This is a genomic window from Halomicrobium zhouii (assembly GCF_900114435.1).
GTDB classification, from domain to species: Archaea; Halobacteriota; Halobacteria; order Halobacteriales; family Haloarculaceae; genus Halomicrobium; species Halomicrobium zhouii.
Genome location: NZ_FOZK01000001.1, coordinates 1190815 through 1210016 on the forward strand (window position 1 = coordinate 1190815; position 19202 = coordinate 1210016).

At 66.9% G+C, this 19202-nt stretch carries 15 protein-coding genes and 1 tRNA gene; 10 read left to right on the plus strand and 6 right to left on the minus strand.

Going from position 1 to position 19202, the window contains the following annotated elements; all coding sequences use genetic code 11:
- Window positions 1–98 precede the first annotated feature (98 nt).
- Complete coding sequence (locus tag BM337_RS05480; protein WP_089814680.1) at window positions 99–2351, plus strand: NADP-dependent malic enzyme; 2253 nt, start codon at window positions 99–101, stop codon at window positions 2349–2351.
- A gap of 33 nt (window positions 2352–2384) precedes the next feature.
- Here BM337_RS05480 and BM337_RS05485 read toward each other — a convergent pair whose 3' ends face one another.
- From BM337_RS05485 to BM337_RS05495, 3 genes are all read right to left on the minus strand, one after another.
- On the minus strand, window positions 2385–3008 hold the full coding sequence (locus tag BM337_RS05485) for a ribonuclease H family protein (protein WP_089814682.1): 624 nt from the start codon (window positions 3006–3008) through the stop codon (window positions 2385–2387).
- 96 nt (window positions 3009–3104) lie between these two features.
- Complete coding sequence (locus BM337_RS05490) at window positions 3105–3353, minus strand: DUF8028 family protein (RefSeq protein ID WP_089814684.1); 249 nt, start codon at window positions 3351–3353, stop codon at window positions 3105–3107.
- A gap of 211 nt (window positions 3354–3564) precedes the next feature.
- Window positions 3565–4005, minus strand: coding sequence for a DUF8009 family protein (locus BM337_RS05495; protein WP_089814686.1), 441 nt, complete (start codon window positions 4003–4005; stop codon window positions 3565–3567).
- Between the two features lie 214 nt (window positions 4006–4219).
- On the opposite strand from BM337_RS05495, the gene BM337_RS05500 reads away from it, so the two are divergent.
- The gene (locus BM337_RS05500; RefSeq protein ID WP_089814688.1) at window positions 4220–4792 is read left to right on the plus strand and encodes a HalX domain-containing protein; all 573 of its coding nucleotides are present in this window, start codon (window positions 4220–4222) and stop codon (window positions 4790–4792) included.
- Window positions 4793–4834: 42 nt separating this feature from the next.
- On the opposite strand, the gene BM337_RS05505 is transcribed toward BM337_RS05500, so the two are convergent.
- Window positions 4835–7066, minus strand: coding sequence for a beta-glucosidase family protein (locus tag BM337_RS05505; protein ID WP_177227189.1), 2232 nt, complete (start codon window positions 7064–7066; stop codon window positions 4835–4837).
- Window positions 7067–7525: 459 nt separating this feature from the next.
- On the opposite strand from BM337_RS05505, the gene BM337_RS05510 reads away from it, so the two are divergent.
- Complete coding sequence (locus BM337_RS05510; protein ID WP_089814690.1) at window positions 7526–8602, plus strand: ABC transporter ATP-binding protein; 1077 nt, start codon at window positions 7526–7528, stop codon at window positions 8600–8602.
- Window positions 8602–9717 (plus strand): oligopeptide/dipeptide ABC transporter ATP-binding protein, encoded by a 1116-nt coding sequence (locus tag BM337_RS05515; protein ID WP_089814692.1) that lies wholly within the window; start codon window positions 8602–8604, stop codon window positions 9715–9717. The genes BM337_RS05510 and BM337_RS05515 overlap by 1 nt, the downstream gene beginning before the upstream one ends.
- 158 nt (window positions 9718–9875) lie before the next feature.
- Here the strand turns inward: BM337_RS05515 and BM337_RS05520 are convergent, their stop codons facing one another.
- The gene (locus BM337_RS05520; RefSeq protein ID WP_089814694.1) at window positions 9876–11213 is read right to left on the minus strand and encodes an ABC transporter substrate-binding protein; all 1338 of its coding nucleotides are present in this window, start codon (window positions 11211–11213) and stop codon (window positions 9876–9878) included.
- 247 nt (window positions 11214–11460) lie between these two features.
- Between BM337_RS05520 and BM337_RS05525 the strand changes: the two genes are divergently transcribed.
- From BM337_RS05525 to BM337_RS05550, 6 genes are all read left to right on the plus strand, one after another.
- Complete coding sequence (locus tag BM337_RS05525; protein ID WP_089814696.1) at window positions 11461–12762, plus strand: DUF7405 family protein; 1302 nt, start codon at window positions 11461–11463, stop codon at window positions 12760–12762.
- Window position 12763: 1 nt separating this feature from the next.
- Complete coding sequence (locus BM337_RS05530; protein ID WP_245778613.1) at window positions 12764–14416, plus strand: CRTAC1 family protein; 1653 nt, start codon at window positions 12764–12766, stop codon at window positions 14414–14416.
- A 25-nt stretch (window positions 14417–14441) separates the two neighbouring features.
- The gene (locus BM337_RS05535) at window positions 14442–15179 is read left to right on the plus strand and encodes an SDR family oxidoreductase (RefSeq protein WP_089814698.1); all 738 of its coding nucleotides are present in this window, start codon (window positions 14442–14444) and stop codon (window positions 15177–15179) included.
- Between the two features lie 80 nt (window positions 15180–15259).
- Window positions 15260–16201, plus strand: a complete 942-nt coding sequence (locus tag BM337_RS05540; protein WP_089814700.1) for a nucleoside hydrolase — start codon at window positions 15260–15262, stop codon at window positions 16199–16201.
- A gap of 293 nt (window positions 16202–16494) precedes the next feature.
- Window positions 16495–17691, plus strand: a complete 1197-nt coding sequence (locus tag BM337_RS05545; protein ID WP_089814702.1) for an AI-2E family transporter — start codon at window positions 16495–16497, stop codon at window positions 17689–17691.
- A 328-nt stretch (window positions 17692–18019) separates the two neighbouring features.
- Window positions 18020–18652 (plus strand): GAP family protein, encoded by a 633-nt coding sequence (locus BM337_RS05550; protein ID WP_089814704.1) that lies wholly within the window; start codon window positions 18020–18022, stop codon window positions 18650–18652.
- A gap of 380 nt (window positions 18653–19032) precedes the next feature.
- Here the strand turns inward: BM337_RS05550 and BM337_RS05555 are convergent.
- Window positions 19033–19177: transfer RNA gene (locus BM337_RS05555), tRNA-Met, on the minus strand.
- Window positions 19178–19202: the final 25 nt, after the last annotated feature.

Sequence of the window (19202 nt, forward strand, 5' to 3'; positions counted from 1 at the left end):
TCTTCGATCCCGGTTACTGAAACGGGGCGTGTTCGCTCGCCTCCCGTCACATTTGGGCCCAACGCGAGCTTTATACTCGTTCCTGCTGGCGTTGACCCATGGGACTCGACGAGGACGCCCTCGACTACCACAGCAGCGACCCGCCCGGCAAGATCGCCATCTCGACGACGAAGCCGACGAGCACCCAGCGGGACCTCTCGCTGGCGTACTCTCCGGGGGTCGCCGCGCCCTGCCGGGCCATCGACGAGAACCCCGACGACGTCTTCACCTACACGGCCCGGGGGAACCTCGTCGCCGTCGTCTCGGACGGTTCCGCGACGCTGGGGCTGGGAGACATCGGTCCAGCGGCAAGCAAGCCCGTCATGGAGGGCAAGGGCGTCCTGTTCAAACGCTTCGCCGACATCGACGTCTTCGACGTGGAACTGGACGTCGACGGCGCCGACGAGATGGTGAACACCGTCCGGCCGATGGAACCCACGTTCGGCGGGATCAACGTCGAGGACGTCGCCGCCCCGGAGTGTTTCGAGATCGAACGGCGCCTGAGCGAGCAGATGGATATCCCCGTCTTCCACGACGACCAGCACGGCACCGCGATCATCTCCGGCGCGGCGCTGCTCAACGCGGTGGACATCGCCGGCAAGGAACTCGCTGACATCGAGGTTACCTTCGCGGGCGCGGGCGCCGCGGCGCTGGCCTCGGCCCGGTTCTACGTCTCCCTCGGCGTCGACCCCGAGAACGTCACCATGGCCGACGAGGGCGGGATCATCACCGAGGCCCGCGTCGAGGAAGAGGGCCTCCACGAGTACGTCGAACCCTTCGCAACGTCGGGCGAAGGCGGGACGCTGGCCGACGCGATGGACGGCGCCGACGTGTTCGTCGGTCTCGCGGTCGGCGGCATCGTCGACCAGGAGATGGTCCGGTCGATGGCCGACACGCCCATCCTGTTCGCGATGGCGAACCCCGACCCGGAAATCGGATACGAGGAGGCGAAGGCCGCTCGCGACGACACCGTCATCATGGCGACGGGGCGCTCGGACTACCCGAACCAGGTCAACAACGTGCTGGGATTCCCGTTCATCTTCCGCGGCGCGCTCGACGTCAGGGCCACCGACATCAACGAGGAGATGAAGGTCGCCGCCGCCGAGGCCCTCGCCGACCTGGCCCGCGAGGACGTCCCCGACGCCGTCGTCAAAGCGTACGGCGACGACCACCTCCAGTTCGGCCCCGACTACATCATTCCGAAGCCACTGGACTCCCGCGTACTGTTCGAAGTGACGCCCGCCGTCGCCGAGGCCGCCATGGAGACTGGCGTGGCCCGCACCGACGTCGATCAGGACACGTACGTCGAGGAACTGGAGGCTCGCCTCGGGAAGTCCCGCGAGATGATGCGTGTCGTCCTCAACAAGGCCAAGAACGACCCCAAGCGCGTGGTGCTGGCCGAGGGCGACGACGAGAAGATGATCCGTGCCGCCGCCCAGCTCGTCGACCAGGGCATCGCCGAGCCCGTCCTCGTCGGCGACCGTGACCGGATCACCGCCATCGTCGAGACGCTCGGCCTCGACTTCGATCCCGATATCGTCGACCCAGAAGAGAGCGACCTGGCGGCCTACGCCGACCGATTGTACGAACTCCGGAAACGCAAGGGCGTCACGCGCCACGAGGCCGGCAACCTCGTCGAGGACGGTAACTACCTCGCCAGCGTGATGGTCGAGCGGGGCGACGCCGACGCGATGCTGACCGGCCTGACCAACCACTACCCGTCGGCGCTGCGCGCACCGCTGCAGGTCGTCGGCACCGCGCCGGAGGCCGACTACGCCGCCGGCGTCTACATGCTGACGTTCAAGAACCGCGTCGTCTTCTGCGCCGACGCGACCGTCAACACCGACCCCGACGCGGACGTCCTGGCCGAGATCACCCGCCACACCGCCGACCTGGCCCGCCGGTTCAACGTCGAACCGCGTGCGGCGATGCTGTCGTACTCCGACTTCGGCAGCGTCGATAGCCCGGGCTCACGGAAACCGCGTCGCGCCGCAGAGCGGCTTCGGAACGACCCCGCCGTCGACTTCCAGGTCGACGGCGAGATGCAAGCGGATACAGCCGTCGTCGAGGATATCCTCGCAGACACCTACGAGTTCTCCGAACTGGACGGGCCGGCGAACGTCCTCGTCTTTCCCAACCTGGAGGCCGGCAACATCGCCTACAAACTCCTCCAGCGGCTGGGGGGCGCCGAGGCCATCGGGCCGATGCTCGTCGGGATGGACGAACCCGTCCACGTGCTCCAGCGCGGCGACGAGGTCAAAGATATCGTCAACCTGGCGGGCGTCGCCGTGGTGGACGCACAGAACGAGTGACCTCCCCGACCTTAGGAAGTGTCTAGACTGGGCTCAGTCGCTCGCTCCGCCCCGGTTGGCCCGTGACGGCGGCGGGACGCGCTCGTCGACGCCCGGAGACTCGGGCAGGACGCAGCGAGCGGGTTCGTCGTTGACGTGGGCGTACTGGTCGGGCGCGTTGGCCAGTGCGTGGGCCGGATTGACGTCGCTGGGGATGCGCGCGGCCCGGATCTCCTCGAAGCCGTTGATCCGGGCGCGGATGCCGCGCCAGTGGAGTCCCGTCGCGACGGGGACCGAGACCTCGTGGTGGGATACCGACGCGGGGTCGTCGGCCGCGAGCGTCGCGGCGTTGACGTTCGCAGCCAGGTCGTCGTGGTCGATGAGGAGTCCGACGCTGGCGCTGGCTGGCGCACGGGACGCGAGTACGTCGAGGCCCAGGTGTAACGCCCGATACTCCGCGACGTTGTTGTCCGGCGCGTTGTCCGGGAGGGAGAGCCGAGCGACGCGCTCGCCGTCTCGCGTTTCGATGACGGCACCGAGCCCACCGCTCGCGTCCGTGTAGGATCCGTCGGTCGCGATGTAGAAGTCGCGGTGGTGTGTGCGCGGCGGATGCGCGATGTGGGGCGTCGGTGACTCGTCGAACAGGTCTCTCAGTGACGGCCGGCCGTAAGCGGCCATGAAATACGTTTCACGGTGCAGGCTGATAAATATACTGCCAGTGATAACGTTTGGCACTGGGGTGGAAAGTCGACCGTCTCCACCGTCGAGCGAGTGTTAATCCCGGCGGTGGGGGTGGCCGACGAAGAGCGTTACGGCGTTCGCCGCGAGGAGGGCGAGGAACGCGATGGTGACGGAGCTACTGTCGAGGCCGCTCGCCAACAGCGGGAGGTAGAGGAACGGGAGCGCGACGGCGACCCAGAACGAGAGGATCCGTACTGGGGAAAGGACGTTCTCGCCGGGCCGGACGACCGTTCCTGCGTCCTGGAGGGCGGTGCGAAGGTCGTTTGCGGAGGAGTTAGACATCGGGGACACCCACCAGATGCCAGCAGTGCCGACCCCATATAACCGGCCGAGCGTTCGGGTCGTTTCACACCGTTTCAACGTGGCAAACGTTGACTAGCACGTTTCACCACCGACTCACATCGGTCGATATTTTTCATTTCCCACGCTCAGCCCGTCTCGCGATTTCTGGACGTTCGATCACGGCCCGGCGACGCCCGGTTTCGGCGCCGTCTCACTCCTCCGGGACGGTCCCGAGTAGAGAGATGGTAATCGTCTCGTCCGTGCCTGGTAACTGGATTTCCGCGCGCACGTACTCTGGGACCGACGACCGCCACTGCTGGAGCGCGACCCGATAGCGTTGCCGATGGCGCTCGACGCTGTACGCTTCGGTCGGATCGGCGCGAAGGACGTCCTCGACGCCGTCAGGGTCGGGCGGCGCTGGACAGCGGTCGTTCACGAACGCCTCCGCCGGAAGCACAACGGGTGCCGGGTCCTCGGGCTCGTGTCCCTGACGGACGTGGAGTCGCGCTCGCATCCGGCCGCTGAACGGCGGCGTCATCCGGAGCACCGTGTCCGCGTTCCCGGTCCGCCGGGTCGCCTCGAGCGCGGTGACGAGATCCGCCGCCGTGACGACGACGGTGTCGACCACGGTCGGGTCCTTCGATCGTGTCATCGTGGTGCCGTCGCCTCCTCCCGAATCGAGGTTCGGATGGCTCTCGGAAACGTCCGTCGCCCACGGTACTGGCGTACACGAGTCGTGTGGTGACCGACTTCTGATATGGATCCACAGGTGATAATCGACGGGGTGGTTTTATGGTCGATATCGATCAACGACTGAGGCGTATGATTCGGGGGACGCTAACACCACGGAGGGACGTGTTTGGGCGATGACAACAACGAACCGGTCCGGACGGGTGCTCGTCGTCGACGACGAGCGCGCCGTCGCCGACCTCTATGCGAACTGGCTCGAGCCAGACCACGACGTACAGGTCGCCTACGACGGGAACCAGGCCCTCGAACTCGCCACCGACGACGTGGACGTCGTCTTCCTCGATAGACAGATGCCAGGCCAGTCGGGCGACGAGGTGCTCGAGGTGCTGGACGAACGCGGCTTCGACTGTCGAATCGTCATGGTGACTGCCGTCGACCCCGGGTTCGACATCGTCGAGATGCCGTTCGACGACTACCTGATCAAGCCCGTCACCCGCGAGGCGCTGACCGAATCGGTCGCGGACATGCTCACGCGCGATACGTACGACGAACAGATGCAGGAGTACTTCGCTCTCGTCTCGAAGAAGGCGACCCTCGACGCCCAGAAGAGCCGAGCGGAACTGGCGGAGAGCGAGGCCTACGCCGAGATAACGACTCGCGTCGACGAGTTCCGTAACCGGGTCGACGAGACTGCTGCCCAGGTGACGTCCTTCGAGGGGCTCTTCTACGAACTCCCCGGCGGAAACTGACGTTTCTCGGATGCCGGTTCAGCGACCCTGTCTGGTGGCCGCCTAGAGGTACGTCCCGTCCACGGCAACGCTGACAGTCTCGTCGGCGACGGTTAGCTCGTAGGTGTCGCGTTCGAGGACGTGGCCCCGGCCCGGTCGATAGTAGCCCATCTCCGCGGCCGGGATTGACAGTTCGACCGTCCGCGTCTCGCCGGCGTCGAGCGAGACGCGCTCGAAGGCGAGCAACTCACTGCTGGGTCGCACTAGCTGTGGCGAGCGCTGGGAGCCGTAGACCTGGACGATCTCGGTGCCGAGCCGGTCGCCGACGTTCGAGAGCGTCACTTCGAGTTCGACGGCCTCGCCGGGACCGATCTCCCGGGACAGCACGTCGAGGTCGCCGTACTCGAACTCGGTGTAGCTCAGTCCGTGACCGAAGGGATAGAGCGGGTCGTACGTGTCGGGATGCTCGTCGTCGCCGATGGGACGCGGCTGGCGCTGGTAGTCGTGGTGCTGGGGGAGGTCGCCCTCGTCGGACGGCATCGTGACCGGCAGGCGACCGGACGGTTCGTTGTCCCCGAAGAGGGTCTCGGCGATGGCGTGGCCGCCCTCGGAACCCGGGTAGTACGCCATGAGAATCGCCGGGACGTGCTCGGCCATCCAGTCGACGATCAGCGGCCGACCGGTGATCAGGACGCCGACGGTGGGCGTGCCGGTCTCGTGGATCGCCTGGACCAGTTCGCGCTGGGCGTCGGCCAGGCGGAGGTTCGACCGGTGGGGCCACTCGCCCGTCTCCACGCCGGCCTGGTCCTGGGGACCGAACTCGTGGATGTACCAGCCTTCGCCGAGCGCGACGACGGCGACGTCTGCCTCGGCAGCCTTCGCCGCCGCGGCCTCGACGTCGCGTGCCTCGTTGACCGTCGCGCCCTGCTCGTAGCTGACGGCGCCGTCCGCGTGGTGTTCGATGGCGTCGAGCAGGCTGTCGCCGGCGACGTGTTCCTCGGTGTCGACGCTCCAGCCGCCGACCTGGCTGACTTTGTCGTCGGCGTTGGGTCCGGCGACGAAGACGTCCTCGGTGCCGTCGAGGGGGAGCAGGTCGTCGTTCTTCAGGAGCGTCATCGAACTCCGTGCCGCCTCGCGGGCCACCTCGCGGTGGTCCTCGTGCCCGACGGTCTGGAGTGCCTCGTCCCTGTCGACGAAGGGGTCCTCGAACAGGCCCATGCGGAACTTCAGCGCGAGGACGCGGCGGACCTTCCCGTCGAGGGTGGATTCGTCGAGGTCGCCGGCTGCGACCAGGTCGACGAGGTGGTCGACGTGCCCGGTCGTCCCGACAGAGGCGACGGTCAGGCCGGCCTCCCGCGAGCGGTAGACCGATTCGCGCCAGTCCTCGGTGACGCGGTGGTCCTCGTGGAGGTGCCGGACGCCGCCCCAGTCAGAGACGGTGTGGCCGTCGAAGCCGAGTTCGCCCCGCAGGAGGTCCGTGAGGAACCGGTGGGAGCCGTGCATCGGCTCGCCGTTGGTCGAGTTGTACGACGGCATCACGGAGGTCACGCCCTCGTCGACGACCGACTCGAACGGCCGGAGGAACGTGTTCCAGAGCCGGTATTCTGATATCTCGGCCGGCGCGGCGTCCTCACCACGCTCCGGCCCGCTGTAGGCCGGGAAGTGCTTCGCCGTCGCGACGACGTTCTCCTCGCCCTCGATCCCCTCGCCCTGGTACCCCCGGACTTTCGCGGCGGCCATCTCGCCGACCAGCCGCGGGCTCTCGCCGAAGGTCTCGAAGACGCGACCCCACCGGGGTTCCCGGCCCACGTCGCAGGTGGGCGAGTAGTTCTGGTGGGCCCCCGTCGCACGGACCTCGGTCGCACAGATATCGGCCGCTCTCTCGGCCAGGTCTGGATCCCAGGTCGCCCCGGTCCCCAGCCCGTTCGGGAAGATGGCCGACCCGGCCACGTACGCGTGCCCGTGGACGGCGTCGACGTTGAACAGCACGGGGATCCCCAGGCGGGTCTCCTCGCGTGCCAGCTGTTGTATCTCGTTGACGGTGTCGACGATTTCGCCGGGCTCCGTCCCGATGGACCCGCCCCATCCGAACGTCGCTACCGCCCCGAGCGTGTGCTCGGTAACCGCGTCTTTCACGTCGTCGAGACTGTTGAACTCGCCCATCTTGCCGCCCCACGTACCGACCAGCTGTCCGGCCTTCTCCTGGACAGTCATCCGGTCGAGGAGGTCCTCGACGCGGCGGTCGACGGCGGCGTCGGGCCGCTGATAGAGGTGGTCGTCACCGTTGGTCTGCATCGTTCACAACCGTCCCGCCATCCCGTTAAATAAGTTTGCAAATCCGGAACCGAGCGTCCGCCACGGAGACGGCCGTTCACAGGCGTCTCCGGCGACGCAACCACGTCGCCGGATGGCCATTAGTCCGACGGGCGTTTCCCCGCGCCTGGTGGGATAAACCACAATTACTATAGCTATGAAGCGAAAGTAATCGGGTGTGAGATTCTGTCTCGAACGGACTGCGCGGGCCGTTCTTGCAACATTGGCAGCCGATGGAATCGCGCTCGGGGCGATTCCGTGTCTGCCGCTCGGATCTGCCGGTCTGGTCGACCGGGCCATCGCGTTTCTCGGCGTCGATACGCTCACACGCACCCGGGGACGCAACCGCGCATGTACCCCCCGAGTTCGGACTCGACTCTCCGGCGAGTCCGAAACGACTACACAAGAAGATGATGACACTCAACTCATGGTGGGAGTCTAATGGCGACGCAGAATAGCAACCCTCGCTCCGAGCGCGGAGTCGAGGATCCAATCATCCAGATGCGTGGCGCCTCGGTGACCTACGACGAAGGCGAATCCTACGTACTCGACGACGTCTCGCTGGACATCGGCCGCGGCGAAATCGTCGGTATCATCGGCGAGAGCGGTTCGGGCAAGTCGATGCTCGCTTCGTCGATGCTCGACGCCATCCCCGACCCCGGTCTCCTCACTGGCGGGATCCGGTACAACCCGCCGGACGACGAACCGATAGAGATCCTCGACCTCGACAAGGAAGGGATCCGGAGCCTGCGCTGGGAGCACGTCTCGATGGTCTTCCAGGGCGCGATGAGTTCGTTCAACCCGACGATGAAGGTCGGCGACCACTTCGTGGAGACGCTGAAGGCCCACGACGCGAACGTCGAGGAGGGGATGGCCCTGGCCCACGAACTGCTCGAGGACCTCTACCTCGAACCCGAACGTATCCTCGAGTCCTACGCCCACGAGCTCTCGGGCGGGATGCAACAGCGCGCCCTCATCGCGCTCAGTCTGGTGCTCGAACCCGAGATGCTCGTGATGGACGAGCCGACCGCCGCGCTCGACCTGCTGATGCAGCGGTCGATCCTCCGTCTGCTCGAGGACCTTCAGGAGAAGTACGACCTCACGATGGTGTTCATCACGCACGACCTGCCGCTGGTCGCCGCGCTGGCCGACCGGATGGCCATCATGTACGCCTTCAAGCTGGTCGAGGTCGGCCCCACTCGCGAGCTGATCGAACACGCCGCCCACCCGTACACGCGCAAACTGCTCAACTCGACGCCGAACCTCGACGCGCCGCTGGACGAGATGGAGGCCATCGAGGGTGACCAGCCAGCGCCGATCAACGTCCCGACGGGCTGTGCGTTCCACCCGCGGTGTCCGCTCGCCGACGAACAGTGTCGGTCGACGGTACCGGAGTTCTTCGACGCCGGCGAGGACCACGAGGTCGCCTGCTATCACTGGGAAGAGGCGATCGACCAGATTTCGCTGAACTACGCGGACTCGCTTGGTGACCGCGCGGCCAGCGGAGGTGACGACTGATGAGTAGCGAACCACCGCTGCTGGAACTCGAGAACGTCGAGGTCCACTTCGAGGACAAACCCGGCCTGCTCGACTTCGGTGGCGAGACGAAGACGGTTCGTGCCGTCGACGGCGTCAACCTCACGCTCGAGGAACGCGACGTCCTCTCCCTGGTCGGCGAGTCCGGCTGTGGCAAGACGACGCTCGGCAAGACCGCAATCGGCCTCCAGCGGCCGACCGGTGGGAGCGTCAAGTTCCGCGGCCACGACATCTGGGAGGTCCGCGACGGGAAATCGGACGCCGACATCACCTGGAAGGATATCCGCACGTCGCTGCAGATCATCCACCAGGACCCGGGTGCCTCGCTCAACCCCAACCGGCGTATCCTCTCTATCCTCTCCGAGCCGCTCAACCAGGTCAACGCGGAACTCAGCCGCAGCGAGAAGCGCGAGCGGATCTACGCGCTGCTCGAACGCGTCGGGATGAACCCGGCGGCCGACTTCGCCGAACGCTACCCCCACCAGCTCTCTGGCGGCGAGAAACAGCGCGTCGCGCTGAGCCGCGCACTGTTGATGAACCCGGACGTCATCCTGGCCGACGAGGCCATCAGCGCGCTGGACGTCTCCCTGCGCGTCGAGATGATGGACCTGATGCACGAACTCCAGAACGAGTTCAACACCTCGTTCGTGTTCATCTCACACGACCTCTCGAACGCCCGGTACTTCACCGCCCACGCCGGCGGAAAGATCGGCGTCATGTACCTGGGCGAACTCGCGGAGATCGGTCCGGCCGAGGACATGATCGGCGACCCGCGTCACCCCTACACCAACGTGTTGCGCTGGGCGACGCCGGACCTCTCGCTCAGGGAGACCGGCGACCCGCCGATGCGGAAGATCGACATCCCGGACCCGGTCAACCCGCCGAGTGGCTGCCGGTTCCACACGCGGTGTCCGGAGGCCCGCGAGGTCTGTCAGGAGGAGACGCCGCCGGACTACCAGGCTGGCGAACAGCGCGTCGCCTGCTTCCGCGAGGACGAGGACCACTCGTACTGGAACAGTCCCGAACTGAGCGACGGCAACCTCGCAGACACCGGGACGAACACCGACGTGGGCGAGGAGTCCGGCTTCTCGGACTAGTCGTCCCCGACGCCTTTTGCGATACCGTTCTGCACTCGATCCAGTCAGCTCTGCGTCCCGTCGCCCGGTGACACATCGGTAGCGGTCTCGCGTCTCCACTGGCGGGGCCGGTCGCCGTCGCTCGCGGGGCGTCAGATCGTCGAAAAAGTCGACCGGAGCTACAGCGAGCAGGACGTGGCGGGCTCCTCTTCGCAGGTCGGCACGACGCCATCGCGGTGGTCGAGTAGCTCGAAGTAGTTCCCGCCGGAGTCCTGACTCGACCTGCCGCGAACGACCGGGACGGCACGGCTGGCCTGGTGGTTACACGCCTGGAGGCGCTGGTCTCCGCCGCCGGCGTCGTATTCGTAGCCTTCCAGCGCCGACTGGATGGCGCCGGGATCGAACGACTCCGCGCGCGCTGCCGCGGCGGCGAACTGGAGGGTCTGGGTGTAGGTAACGTGTGCCGTCCCGGACCCGGTCGCGGCGTCGCCGCCGGCGATCGTCCCGTAGTTGCTCACGTACGCCGAATCGTACGCCTTGGCGTACTCGCCGTCGAGGCCGGCTTCCCACGGCATCGTTCCGAGGATGTCGGCGACCTCGGAGCCGACGACGTAGCCCAGCGAGTCGTCGATGAAGGGGACGACGACCTGTGTCTCCTCGGGGACGGCGTCCTGAGCGGCCGTCAGCGCGTTGATGGCGTCGATCCCGAACAGGTTCAGGAACAGGGCGTCCGGTCGGCCGCGTGTGATCTGGGCGAGGTCGTCCTCGTACCCCGTCGAGCCGGGCTGGATGGCCTCGTTCCCTCGGGGTTCCCAGCGGGGCGTCCCCGAGTCGGCGAAGTACCGGTCGACCGCGTTCCGCAGGTCCTTCCCCTCCGGGGAATCGGCGTACAGCTGGACGTAGGTGGCCCGTTCGCCCACCCTGGTGGCGAGCGTCGGTCCGAGGGCGCGCACGAGTGCACGCGAGGAGTACATCTCCCGGTACATCGTCGCGGCGCACTCTTCCCCGCTGAGCGCGTCGAGTAGACACGTCCCAGCCATGAAGGGCACCTCGTGTTCGATCGCGATATCGCGGTGGGCCCTGGCGGTGCTCGCCCTGGCGCCGCCACAGATCATGGTCACTTCGTTTTCGGTCACGTGGGGGAGGACGTTCGACCGCGCCGTCTCGCCGCTCCCCTCGTTGTCGACGGTCGTCGTCTCCACCTCGTACCCGAGGAGACCGTCACCGGTCAACTCCTCGAACGCGCCGGCCTCGACGAGTCCGCCACCCTCGTTGATGTGCTTGACCGCCAGTTCGAATCCGTTCAGCTCCTTGTCACCGAGACGCGAGTACGGTCCGGACTGTACCGTCGACAGCAGGAACGTCGGTGCCGAATCCGGCGTCGGCGTGCCGCCGCTCCCGTCGGAGATACAGCCGGCCAGCCCACCGAGTCCGGCGGCGCTCCCTGCCGCGATCGTCTCGAGCAGCCGCCGTCGAGACGTCGTCCCACCTGTCGCGTGGCGCTCCTCCCGTTCCATGGGCTTGATTGGATAATTATACCATATATTCCTTTGGGTACCCGGTCACAAATTGGCAGCCACCGGGCTCGTGAGTGGTATCCAGATCGGGTCGCAAGTCACCGGTGAACCGGGCCCCGCAGCGAGGGCGAACGTCGTCCCCAGATCGTAGCGGTATCCAGGACTGGTTGCCGGCCGATCCGGCCGCCTTCGGACGTCCAGCGGCCGACGCGAAAGATACTTGAGCGGTGATTGGGAATGGGTGGCAATGCCTCCGGGTGATTCTCGCGGCATCTCTCGACGAGACTTCGTCGCGTCTGCGGTGGCGATCGGTGGGTCGGCGGCGCTGTCTGCCTGTCTCGGTCGGGAAGCGCCGCTGGTGTCCGAGAAGTCGGACCGGGAGTCCCAGTTTCCGACCGGCTCGGACCCCGCGTCGCTACCCGACGGCCAGCACAACTGGAACGAGTACCTGGTCACGGACGCCCACGGGAACACGGCGATTCCGCAACATCAGGTCGTCCTCGGCCTCGAGTACGTGGGATCGGTGCCGCCGACCGACGAAGAACGGAGCGAGGTCGAGGCCGCGTTACAGTCCCTGGAGCGAGCACACCAGTGGGGGACCGGTGGCGCGACGTCGGCGTCGCTCAACGAGGGGCTCCTGACGCTACTCGGCTACTCACCGCGATATTTCGACCGGATGGACGCGAGCGTCGACGGGCTCACACCGCCGGAAGACGTCCTCAAGGCCGTCGGCGAGGACCCCTCGATGGCCGACCCATACGACGCCTACCTCGTACTCAACAGCGACTACGGCTCGATCCTGCTGGGCTGCGAGGAGGCGCTGTTCGGCGAACGCGACCGGATCAACGGCCAGGCCGTCGAGGGGACCTTCGAGGGAATCTTCGAACGACGCGAGCGCCGGGCCGGCGTCGTCGGACGTGGGAACGTCGCCGACGAGGTCGACAACGACTCGATACCGCCGTCTGCGCCGCTTTCGATGGGGTTTCGCTCGGGGTTCCGCGACACGCAGCCCTCGGAGGCGGCGGTCACCATCGACGACGGACCGATGGCGGGTGGGACCATACTTGCGGCCTCCCGCCTGCACATTGACCTGGACCGGTGGTACGAACAGGACGACGACGAACGCTTCGCCGAGATGTTCTCACCGACGCAGGACCCGGCCGACATCGGGCCGGTCGGTGATCGGCTCGGGTCCACCAGCGAGATAACGAAAGATGACACGGAGAACGTCGAGGAAATCGCCGAAGAACACGGGCGCCTCGGTCACTCTCAGAAAGTCGCGCGTGCACGCGACGAGGATTTCCGGCCACAGATCCTCCGCCGGACGGAGGGCGTGGCCACGGACGTGGCAGAGGGCGTCGGCTTCAACTTCCACTCCATCCAGGCCACGATGGACGCGTTCGTCGAGACGCGCACGGCGATGAACGTCGACGAGTACGACGTCGACGTCGCCGACGACGACCACGGCATCGTCGACTACCTCGAGACGAGAGCACGCGGCAGTTACGTCGTCCCGCCGCGAGACCAGCGGGCACTCCCGACTATCTAACGTGACTCAGAACACACAGCGGGCGCGAATCGCGCTCGTCACCTGCTGCGTCGCGGTCCTGGCTGTCACGGCCGGCTGCTCGGCGCTCGGCGAATCGCCACCCGAGATACAGTTCCGCAACGCCACCGCGGAGAGCGGGCTGTCGTACTCGGACTCCATCGACAGCGGCTTCGGCAACGGGAACGCCGGCATCTACGCGACTGACTTCGACGACGACGGCTGGACCGACCTGCTCGCCATCGGCGACGAGCGGCCGGCGCTGTTCCGGAACGACGGCGGGACGTACGAGGAGAGCGACGCGCTCCCGCCCCTGAATCGCACGTTCAAGAGCGCCGCGGTCGTCGACTACGACAGCGACGGCTGGGAGGACATTCTCCTGCTCCCGACCAACGGCTCGGTCGTCACGCTCCACAACGACGAGGGCTCCTTCGAGCGCGTCGACGTCGGCCTCGGCAACGTGACCTACCCGCTCGGCGCAGCGGCCGCCGACTACGACGGTGACGGCGACCGCGATCTCTTCCTCTACCAGGCGGGCAACTGGCGCGTGGGCAAGCCAGCCGGCTACTTCACGCCCAACGGGACCGTCCAGGACGACAACGGCAACCCCAACGTCCTCTACGAGAACGTGGACGGTGAGTTCGAGCGCGTCGACGACGCCGGTATCGACGGCGACCGCTGGAGCCTCGCGGCGAGTTTCACGGACCTCACCGGCGACGGCCACCCCGACGTCCACGTCGCCAACGACTACAACAGCGACGTGCTGTACGTCAACCAGGGCGACGGCACGTTCGAGAAGCGCAACCTGCGTGGGTCGACCGAACGGAACGGGATGGCCTCGGAAGTCGCCGACGTGACCGGTGACGGCCGCCAGGACGTCTTCGTCACGAACATCTACCTCCCCATCTCGCCCCAGACGATGGGCCACGAGCGTTACGAGCGCGTCGAGTACTTCCTCTCGTACGTCATCCACTCGGGCCGGACGAAGGGGAACACGCTGCTGGTCAACCAGGGCGACGGTGAGTTTGCGGACCAGGCCGACGAGTTCGGCGTCCGGCAGGGCGGCTGGGGGTGGGCGGCGAGCCTCTCCGACTTCAACAACGACGGCCGGCCCGACCTGATCCACACGACCCAGAACGTCGTCACGATCGACCAGGAGGACCCCCACTACCCCTATCCGATGGTGTGGCAGAACAACGGGAGCGGCTACACCTCGCTCGACGCCTCCGACCGCGGCTTCGACAAGCACGACGGCCGCGGGATGGTGACGCTCGACTACGACCGCGACGGCGACCAGGACGTCGTGACGGCCAACTACGACCAGCCCTACGTCGTCTACGAGAACACGGTCGACGAGTCCAACAGCGTCCAGTTCCGCGCCGTCGGCGACGAGGGCGAACTCGCCCTCGGGGCGACCGTCGAGGTGGACGCCGAGGGCGACACGACGACCGTCGTCCAGAACGGGCGAACGGACTACCTCTCGCAGGACAGCCGCGTCAGCCACGTCGGCCTCGGATCGGCCGAGAGCGTCCATATCACGGTCACCTGGCCAGACGGCACCGAGCAGCGCTTCGAGGACGTCGCCGCGAACCAGCGACTGCGGATTACCAGGGACGGCCTGGAGACGGTCACGACGTTCGACGGCGGTGGGGATTAAGCCCATAGGGTCCCTCACCCCTGGCATGAGCACTCTGGCGGAGACGAGCGCCCTGATCACCGGGGCGAGTTCGGGTATCGGCCGCGCCACTGCACACGCACTCGCCAGCCGCGGCGCCGACGTCACCATCTCGGCGCGCCGCGAGGAACGGCTCCAGGAACTGGCCGAGACGCTTCGCGAGGAGTACGGGGTCGACGTCCTCGTCCACACGGCCGACGTCACCGACGACGAGCAGGTCGCCGACCTGGTGGAAGCCGCGGCCGCGGAGTTCGGCCGCCTCGACACCGTCGTCGCCAACGCCGGCCTCGCCCGCGAGGGGTCTGTCGAGGAGATGGAGACCGACGCCTTCCGGCAGATGATGGACGTCAACTGCGAGGGGCTGTTCTTCACCGCCCGCGAGTCGATTCCCCACCTCCGGGAGACCGACGGCATCCTCGTCGTCCTCGCCAGCATGGCCGGTCAGTACCCCCGCCCGGGCAACCCGGTGTACGCCGCCACCAAGTGGTGGGCCCGCGGGTTCGCAAAGTCCCTGGCCGGCAGTGTGGGCTCCGACGGCGTCGGCGTCACGGTCGTCAACCCGACCGAGGTCCGTACGGAGTTCGGCTCCGAGGACGACCAGGCCTCGGAGGACGTCCTCTCGCCCGACGAGGCCGCCGAACCCGAGGACGTCGCCGAGGCCATCGCCTTCGCCGCCGAACAGGAGCCCCCGAACGTCGTCCAGGAACTCGACTTCTACCGCCGGGACAAGTTCGAGGGCTGGTGAGTCGGCGGCGCTGGCTCCCCCATCCGGAGTCCGCCGGACGCCACTGTTAACCGTCGGAGACTGGTACTTTCAGGGAATCGATGACGCGAAACGTCCTGTTCGACACCGACCCCGGGTGTGACGACGCGGTGATGCTCGCCATGGCGCTGGGCCACGACGCCGTCGACGTGGTGGGTCTCTCGACGGTCTGTGGCAACTCCACCGTCACCAACACGACCCGGAACGCCCTCGCGATCCTCGACCACGGCGGCTTCGACGTCCCGGTCGCGCGCGGCTGCGAGCGTCCGCTCGTCGACGACCTCACCACGGCCGAGTGGATCCACGGCGAGGGCGGCCTCCGCGGCGACCTCCCGGACCCGACCTCCGAGCCCGTCGACCAGCACGGCGCCGACTTCATCGTCGAACAGGCCCGCGAACACGGCGACGACCTGACTATCGCCGCCGTCGGCCCCCTCACCAACCTCGCGATAGCACTGGCGAAGGAGCCGGCCCTCCCCGAGATGGTCGACGACATCTACCTGATGGGTGGCGCGGCCTTCCAGAGCGGCAACGTCACCCCGGCCGCCGAGGCCAACTTCCACAACGACCCGGCCGCGGCCAGCCGCGTTATCCAGGACGCCGAGGCGAAGATGGTCGGCCTCGACGTCACCAACGGCGCCTCGCCAGCGCCCGAGACGATCGATTCGTACGGAGAGCGGGGCGGCGGCTTCGGCGTCGTCGCCGACTGGATCGGCTACCCCGAGGCGGCCCAGGGCGTCGGGCAGGACCGACTGGCGGTCCACGACGCCGCCGTCGCGGCCGATCTCGTCGACCCCGGCGTCCTCTCCTTCGAGGAGTACTTCTGCGAGGTCGACACCACCGGCGGTCCCTCCCACGGCGCCGTCGTCTGCGACCAGTACGGGGTCCGCGACGCCGAGCCGAACGCGTCAGTCGCGGTCGATATGGACCTCGAGCGCTTCCGCTCGGTGTTCCGGGCCGGTGTCGAGGGGTACGCGGCCGCGGTGGACGGCGCGGACGGGTGAGGACGGCCGGAATCGGCGATAGGACGGGATTCTCGCTGTCGCCGTGTCCCGGTCCCGGTCACGCCCGACCTGCCCATTTCGGTGTCCCGCAGCGGTCATCCCCTCTCGGAGCGGTATTCGAGCGGCGACAGTGCCCCCGTTCGTCGCACGGTGGTGACGGACTGGCCCGAGGGACGGGACGAGGTCGTCGTCCCCGCGGGAAACGAGGGGCAGTCGTTCCGTCCGGCGCTGGCATCCAGTATGCTCACAACTGGGGCACCCGTTTATGCCCATTCGAGTTGGATATCCAACACATGTCCGTCGACCGACCGTCGTCGAACCCCGTTCGGGTCTTGCTCGCGCGGAAACACCTCGCCTGGTGGATTCTCGGCGTCGTCTTCCTCGGCGTCGTCGCCTACGTCGGGTACGCGTACCTCCCGTGGATCGTGTTCGGCCTGTTCGCCTACTACGTCGCGCGGCCGGTTTCGCGCCGACTCGAACCTCGCGTCGGTTCGACGGGCCTGGCCGCCCTCGCGACGATACTCCTCATCGTCGTCCCCTTCGTCGTCTTCTTCACCGCGTTCCTGCTCGTCGCGCTCGGCCAGTTCGTGGACGCGGTGTCCGGCGTGCCGGTGCAGGTGATACTCGACCAGCTTCCGTTCCGGATCCCCGCCCTCCCGGACACCCCCGAAGAGGTCTACGAAACGGTCATCGTTCTGGTCCAGGAACCGTCGGTCCAATCGGCCGTCGGGGCCGTCACCGGCACCATCGGCCTCGTCGGTTCCGTCCTCTACAATCTGTTCCTCTCCATCCTGCTCGCCTTCTTCCTGCTCGTCAACGACCGACGCCTCGCAGACTGGTTCAGCACCGAAATCTTCGACGAGGAGAGCCTCGCGACCGGATACTTCTGTCGCGTCGACGCGGGACTGAAGTCCGTCTACTTCGGCTACACGATGACCATCTTTGCCATCGTGATCCTCTCGACGGTCATCTACACGGCGTTCAACGCGTTCGCCCCCGGGACGCTCGCGATCCCGTCGCTGGTGCTGTTCGGCGTCGTCACCGGCGTCTTCACGCTCGTCCCACTGGTCGGCCGGTCCATCGTCTACCTCTTCATCGCGGTGGTCCTCGGGATTCAGGCCGTCTCGACCGACCCGGCGCTGCTCTGGTACCCGATCGCGTTTCTCCTCGTCATGACGATCGCCTTCGACAACGTCGTGCGGACGTACATCCGACCGTACCTCTCGGGGCGGATGTTCGCGACCGCACTCGTCATGTTCGCCTACCTCCTCGGTCCCGCGCTGTTCGGCTGGTACGGCATCTTTCTCGGCCCCCTTCTGCTCGTGGCAATCGTCGCTTTCATGCAGTACATCCTCCCGATCCTGGCGCATCCGGAGCGAGAACGGGTGACCCTCGCGTCGGGACCGACCCTCGACGAGTACGTACAGCGGACGACGGGCGACCCGGGCGCGTCACCTGACTCGGACTCCGAAGACAGGTCGCCCGGATGACCGCCATCGAACCCGCCGTCCGTGCACTGGCTCCGTCGGCCGCTCGGAGGTTCGAGACCCGGGCCTGGGCGGCTCACGGACCGGTACACCGTCACCTGGCGCACCCGGGAGCGGCACCCGTCACGACGGGAGTCGGCCGAAGAGTTGTTACTTCGGCGATAGTAAACGGCACTGCCGGTCGAGAGAGCACGTGGAACGCTCCCCGGGCGACAGTCGGTGGCCGGCCCGAACGAACGCGCGACTTTCGAACGATGACACACGACAGAGCGATCGTCCGCGTCGCACAGCTGACCGGTGATGCTGGATCTAACTCCGGTGAGAACGAACCGTGAGCTTCGTCGAAGTGCTCCCCCTGGCCATCGTGATGATCGCGGGACCACAGATACTCTCGTCCATCTTTCTCGCGACGAGTGAGCGATGGCGGACCAACTCGGCGGCCTACGTCTTCGGTGCGGCCCTCTCTATCAGTCTCGTCGTCTCCATCGCATACCTGCTGGGGAGCAGTCTCGGTGGCGGTGGCGGACTGTTGGGTGCGAGCGCACGGCAACTGCTCTACCTCGCCGTCCTGGTGCTCCTCTTCTACGCCGCAGTCGACACGTACCGAAAGCGGGAGGTGTCGGAGCCGCCGAAGTGGATGGGGAAGCTGACGAACGCGACACCCGGGTTCTCGTTCAGGCTGGGATTCCTCCTGCTGGGCGTCTTCCCGACCAACGTCGTCACCTCGATCAGCGTCGGAACGTTCCTCGCGGCGAACGCCGACCCGGTGACGGACGCGGCCGGATTCGTCTCGCTCACGCTCTTCATGCTCGCGCTTCCTTCGCTCGGCGTGCTCGTCCTCGGCAGGCGGGCGGAGCTCGTCCTTCCGAAGATTCGTGACTGGATGAACGACAACACCTGGATCATCTCCGAGGCGGTCATCGCTCTCTTCGTCGTCCTGACGCTCCAGAACCTCCTCGGATGAACTCTCACGTGAGAGAGGGGCCGGTTTCACGTCCGTCGCCACACGAGCCCGGTCGAACGGTATCGTGCACGGGGGGCTCCGGAACCACCGGAAGACTCGCTTCGCTCGGTTTTCGAGCCTTGGCTCGCTTCGCTCGCCAAGACCTACGGGTTCGTCGCGTCTCCCCGGGCATTTCCGCAGCAGTCGCTCACTGGCGTTCGTGAATCGTTCGGCTAGGGGGACGCCTGGGCAGGGCCTACCGGGCTCCGAACCACCGAAAACCTCGCTCCGCTCGTTTTTCGAGCCTTGGCTCGCTTCGCTCGCCAAGACCTACGGGTTCGTCGCGTCTCCCCGGGCATTTTCCGTGGCAGTCGCTCACTGGCGTTCGCGACTTTGGAAAATGCCCGGGGAGGGCTCCGAACCCTCGATCTCCGCATGCCCCAGGTCACAGGCTCGACGAAAGCCCACCGAGACATGCCGGAATGGTGCCGCGCGAGTCTGACGACCCTATGAGTGCGGCGCTATGTCCAGCTAAGCCACCCGGGCGCGGGTGCAATCAGTGGTTGGCCGG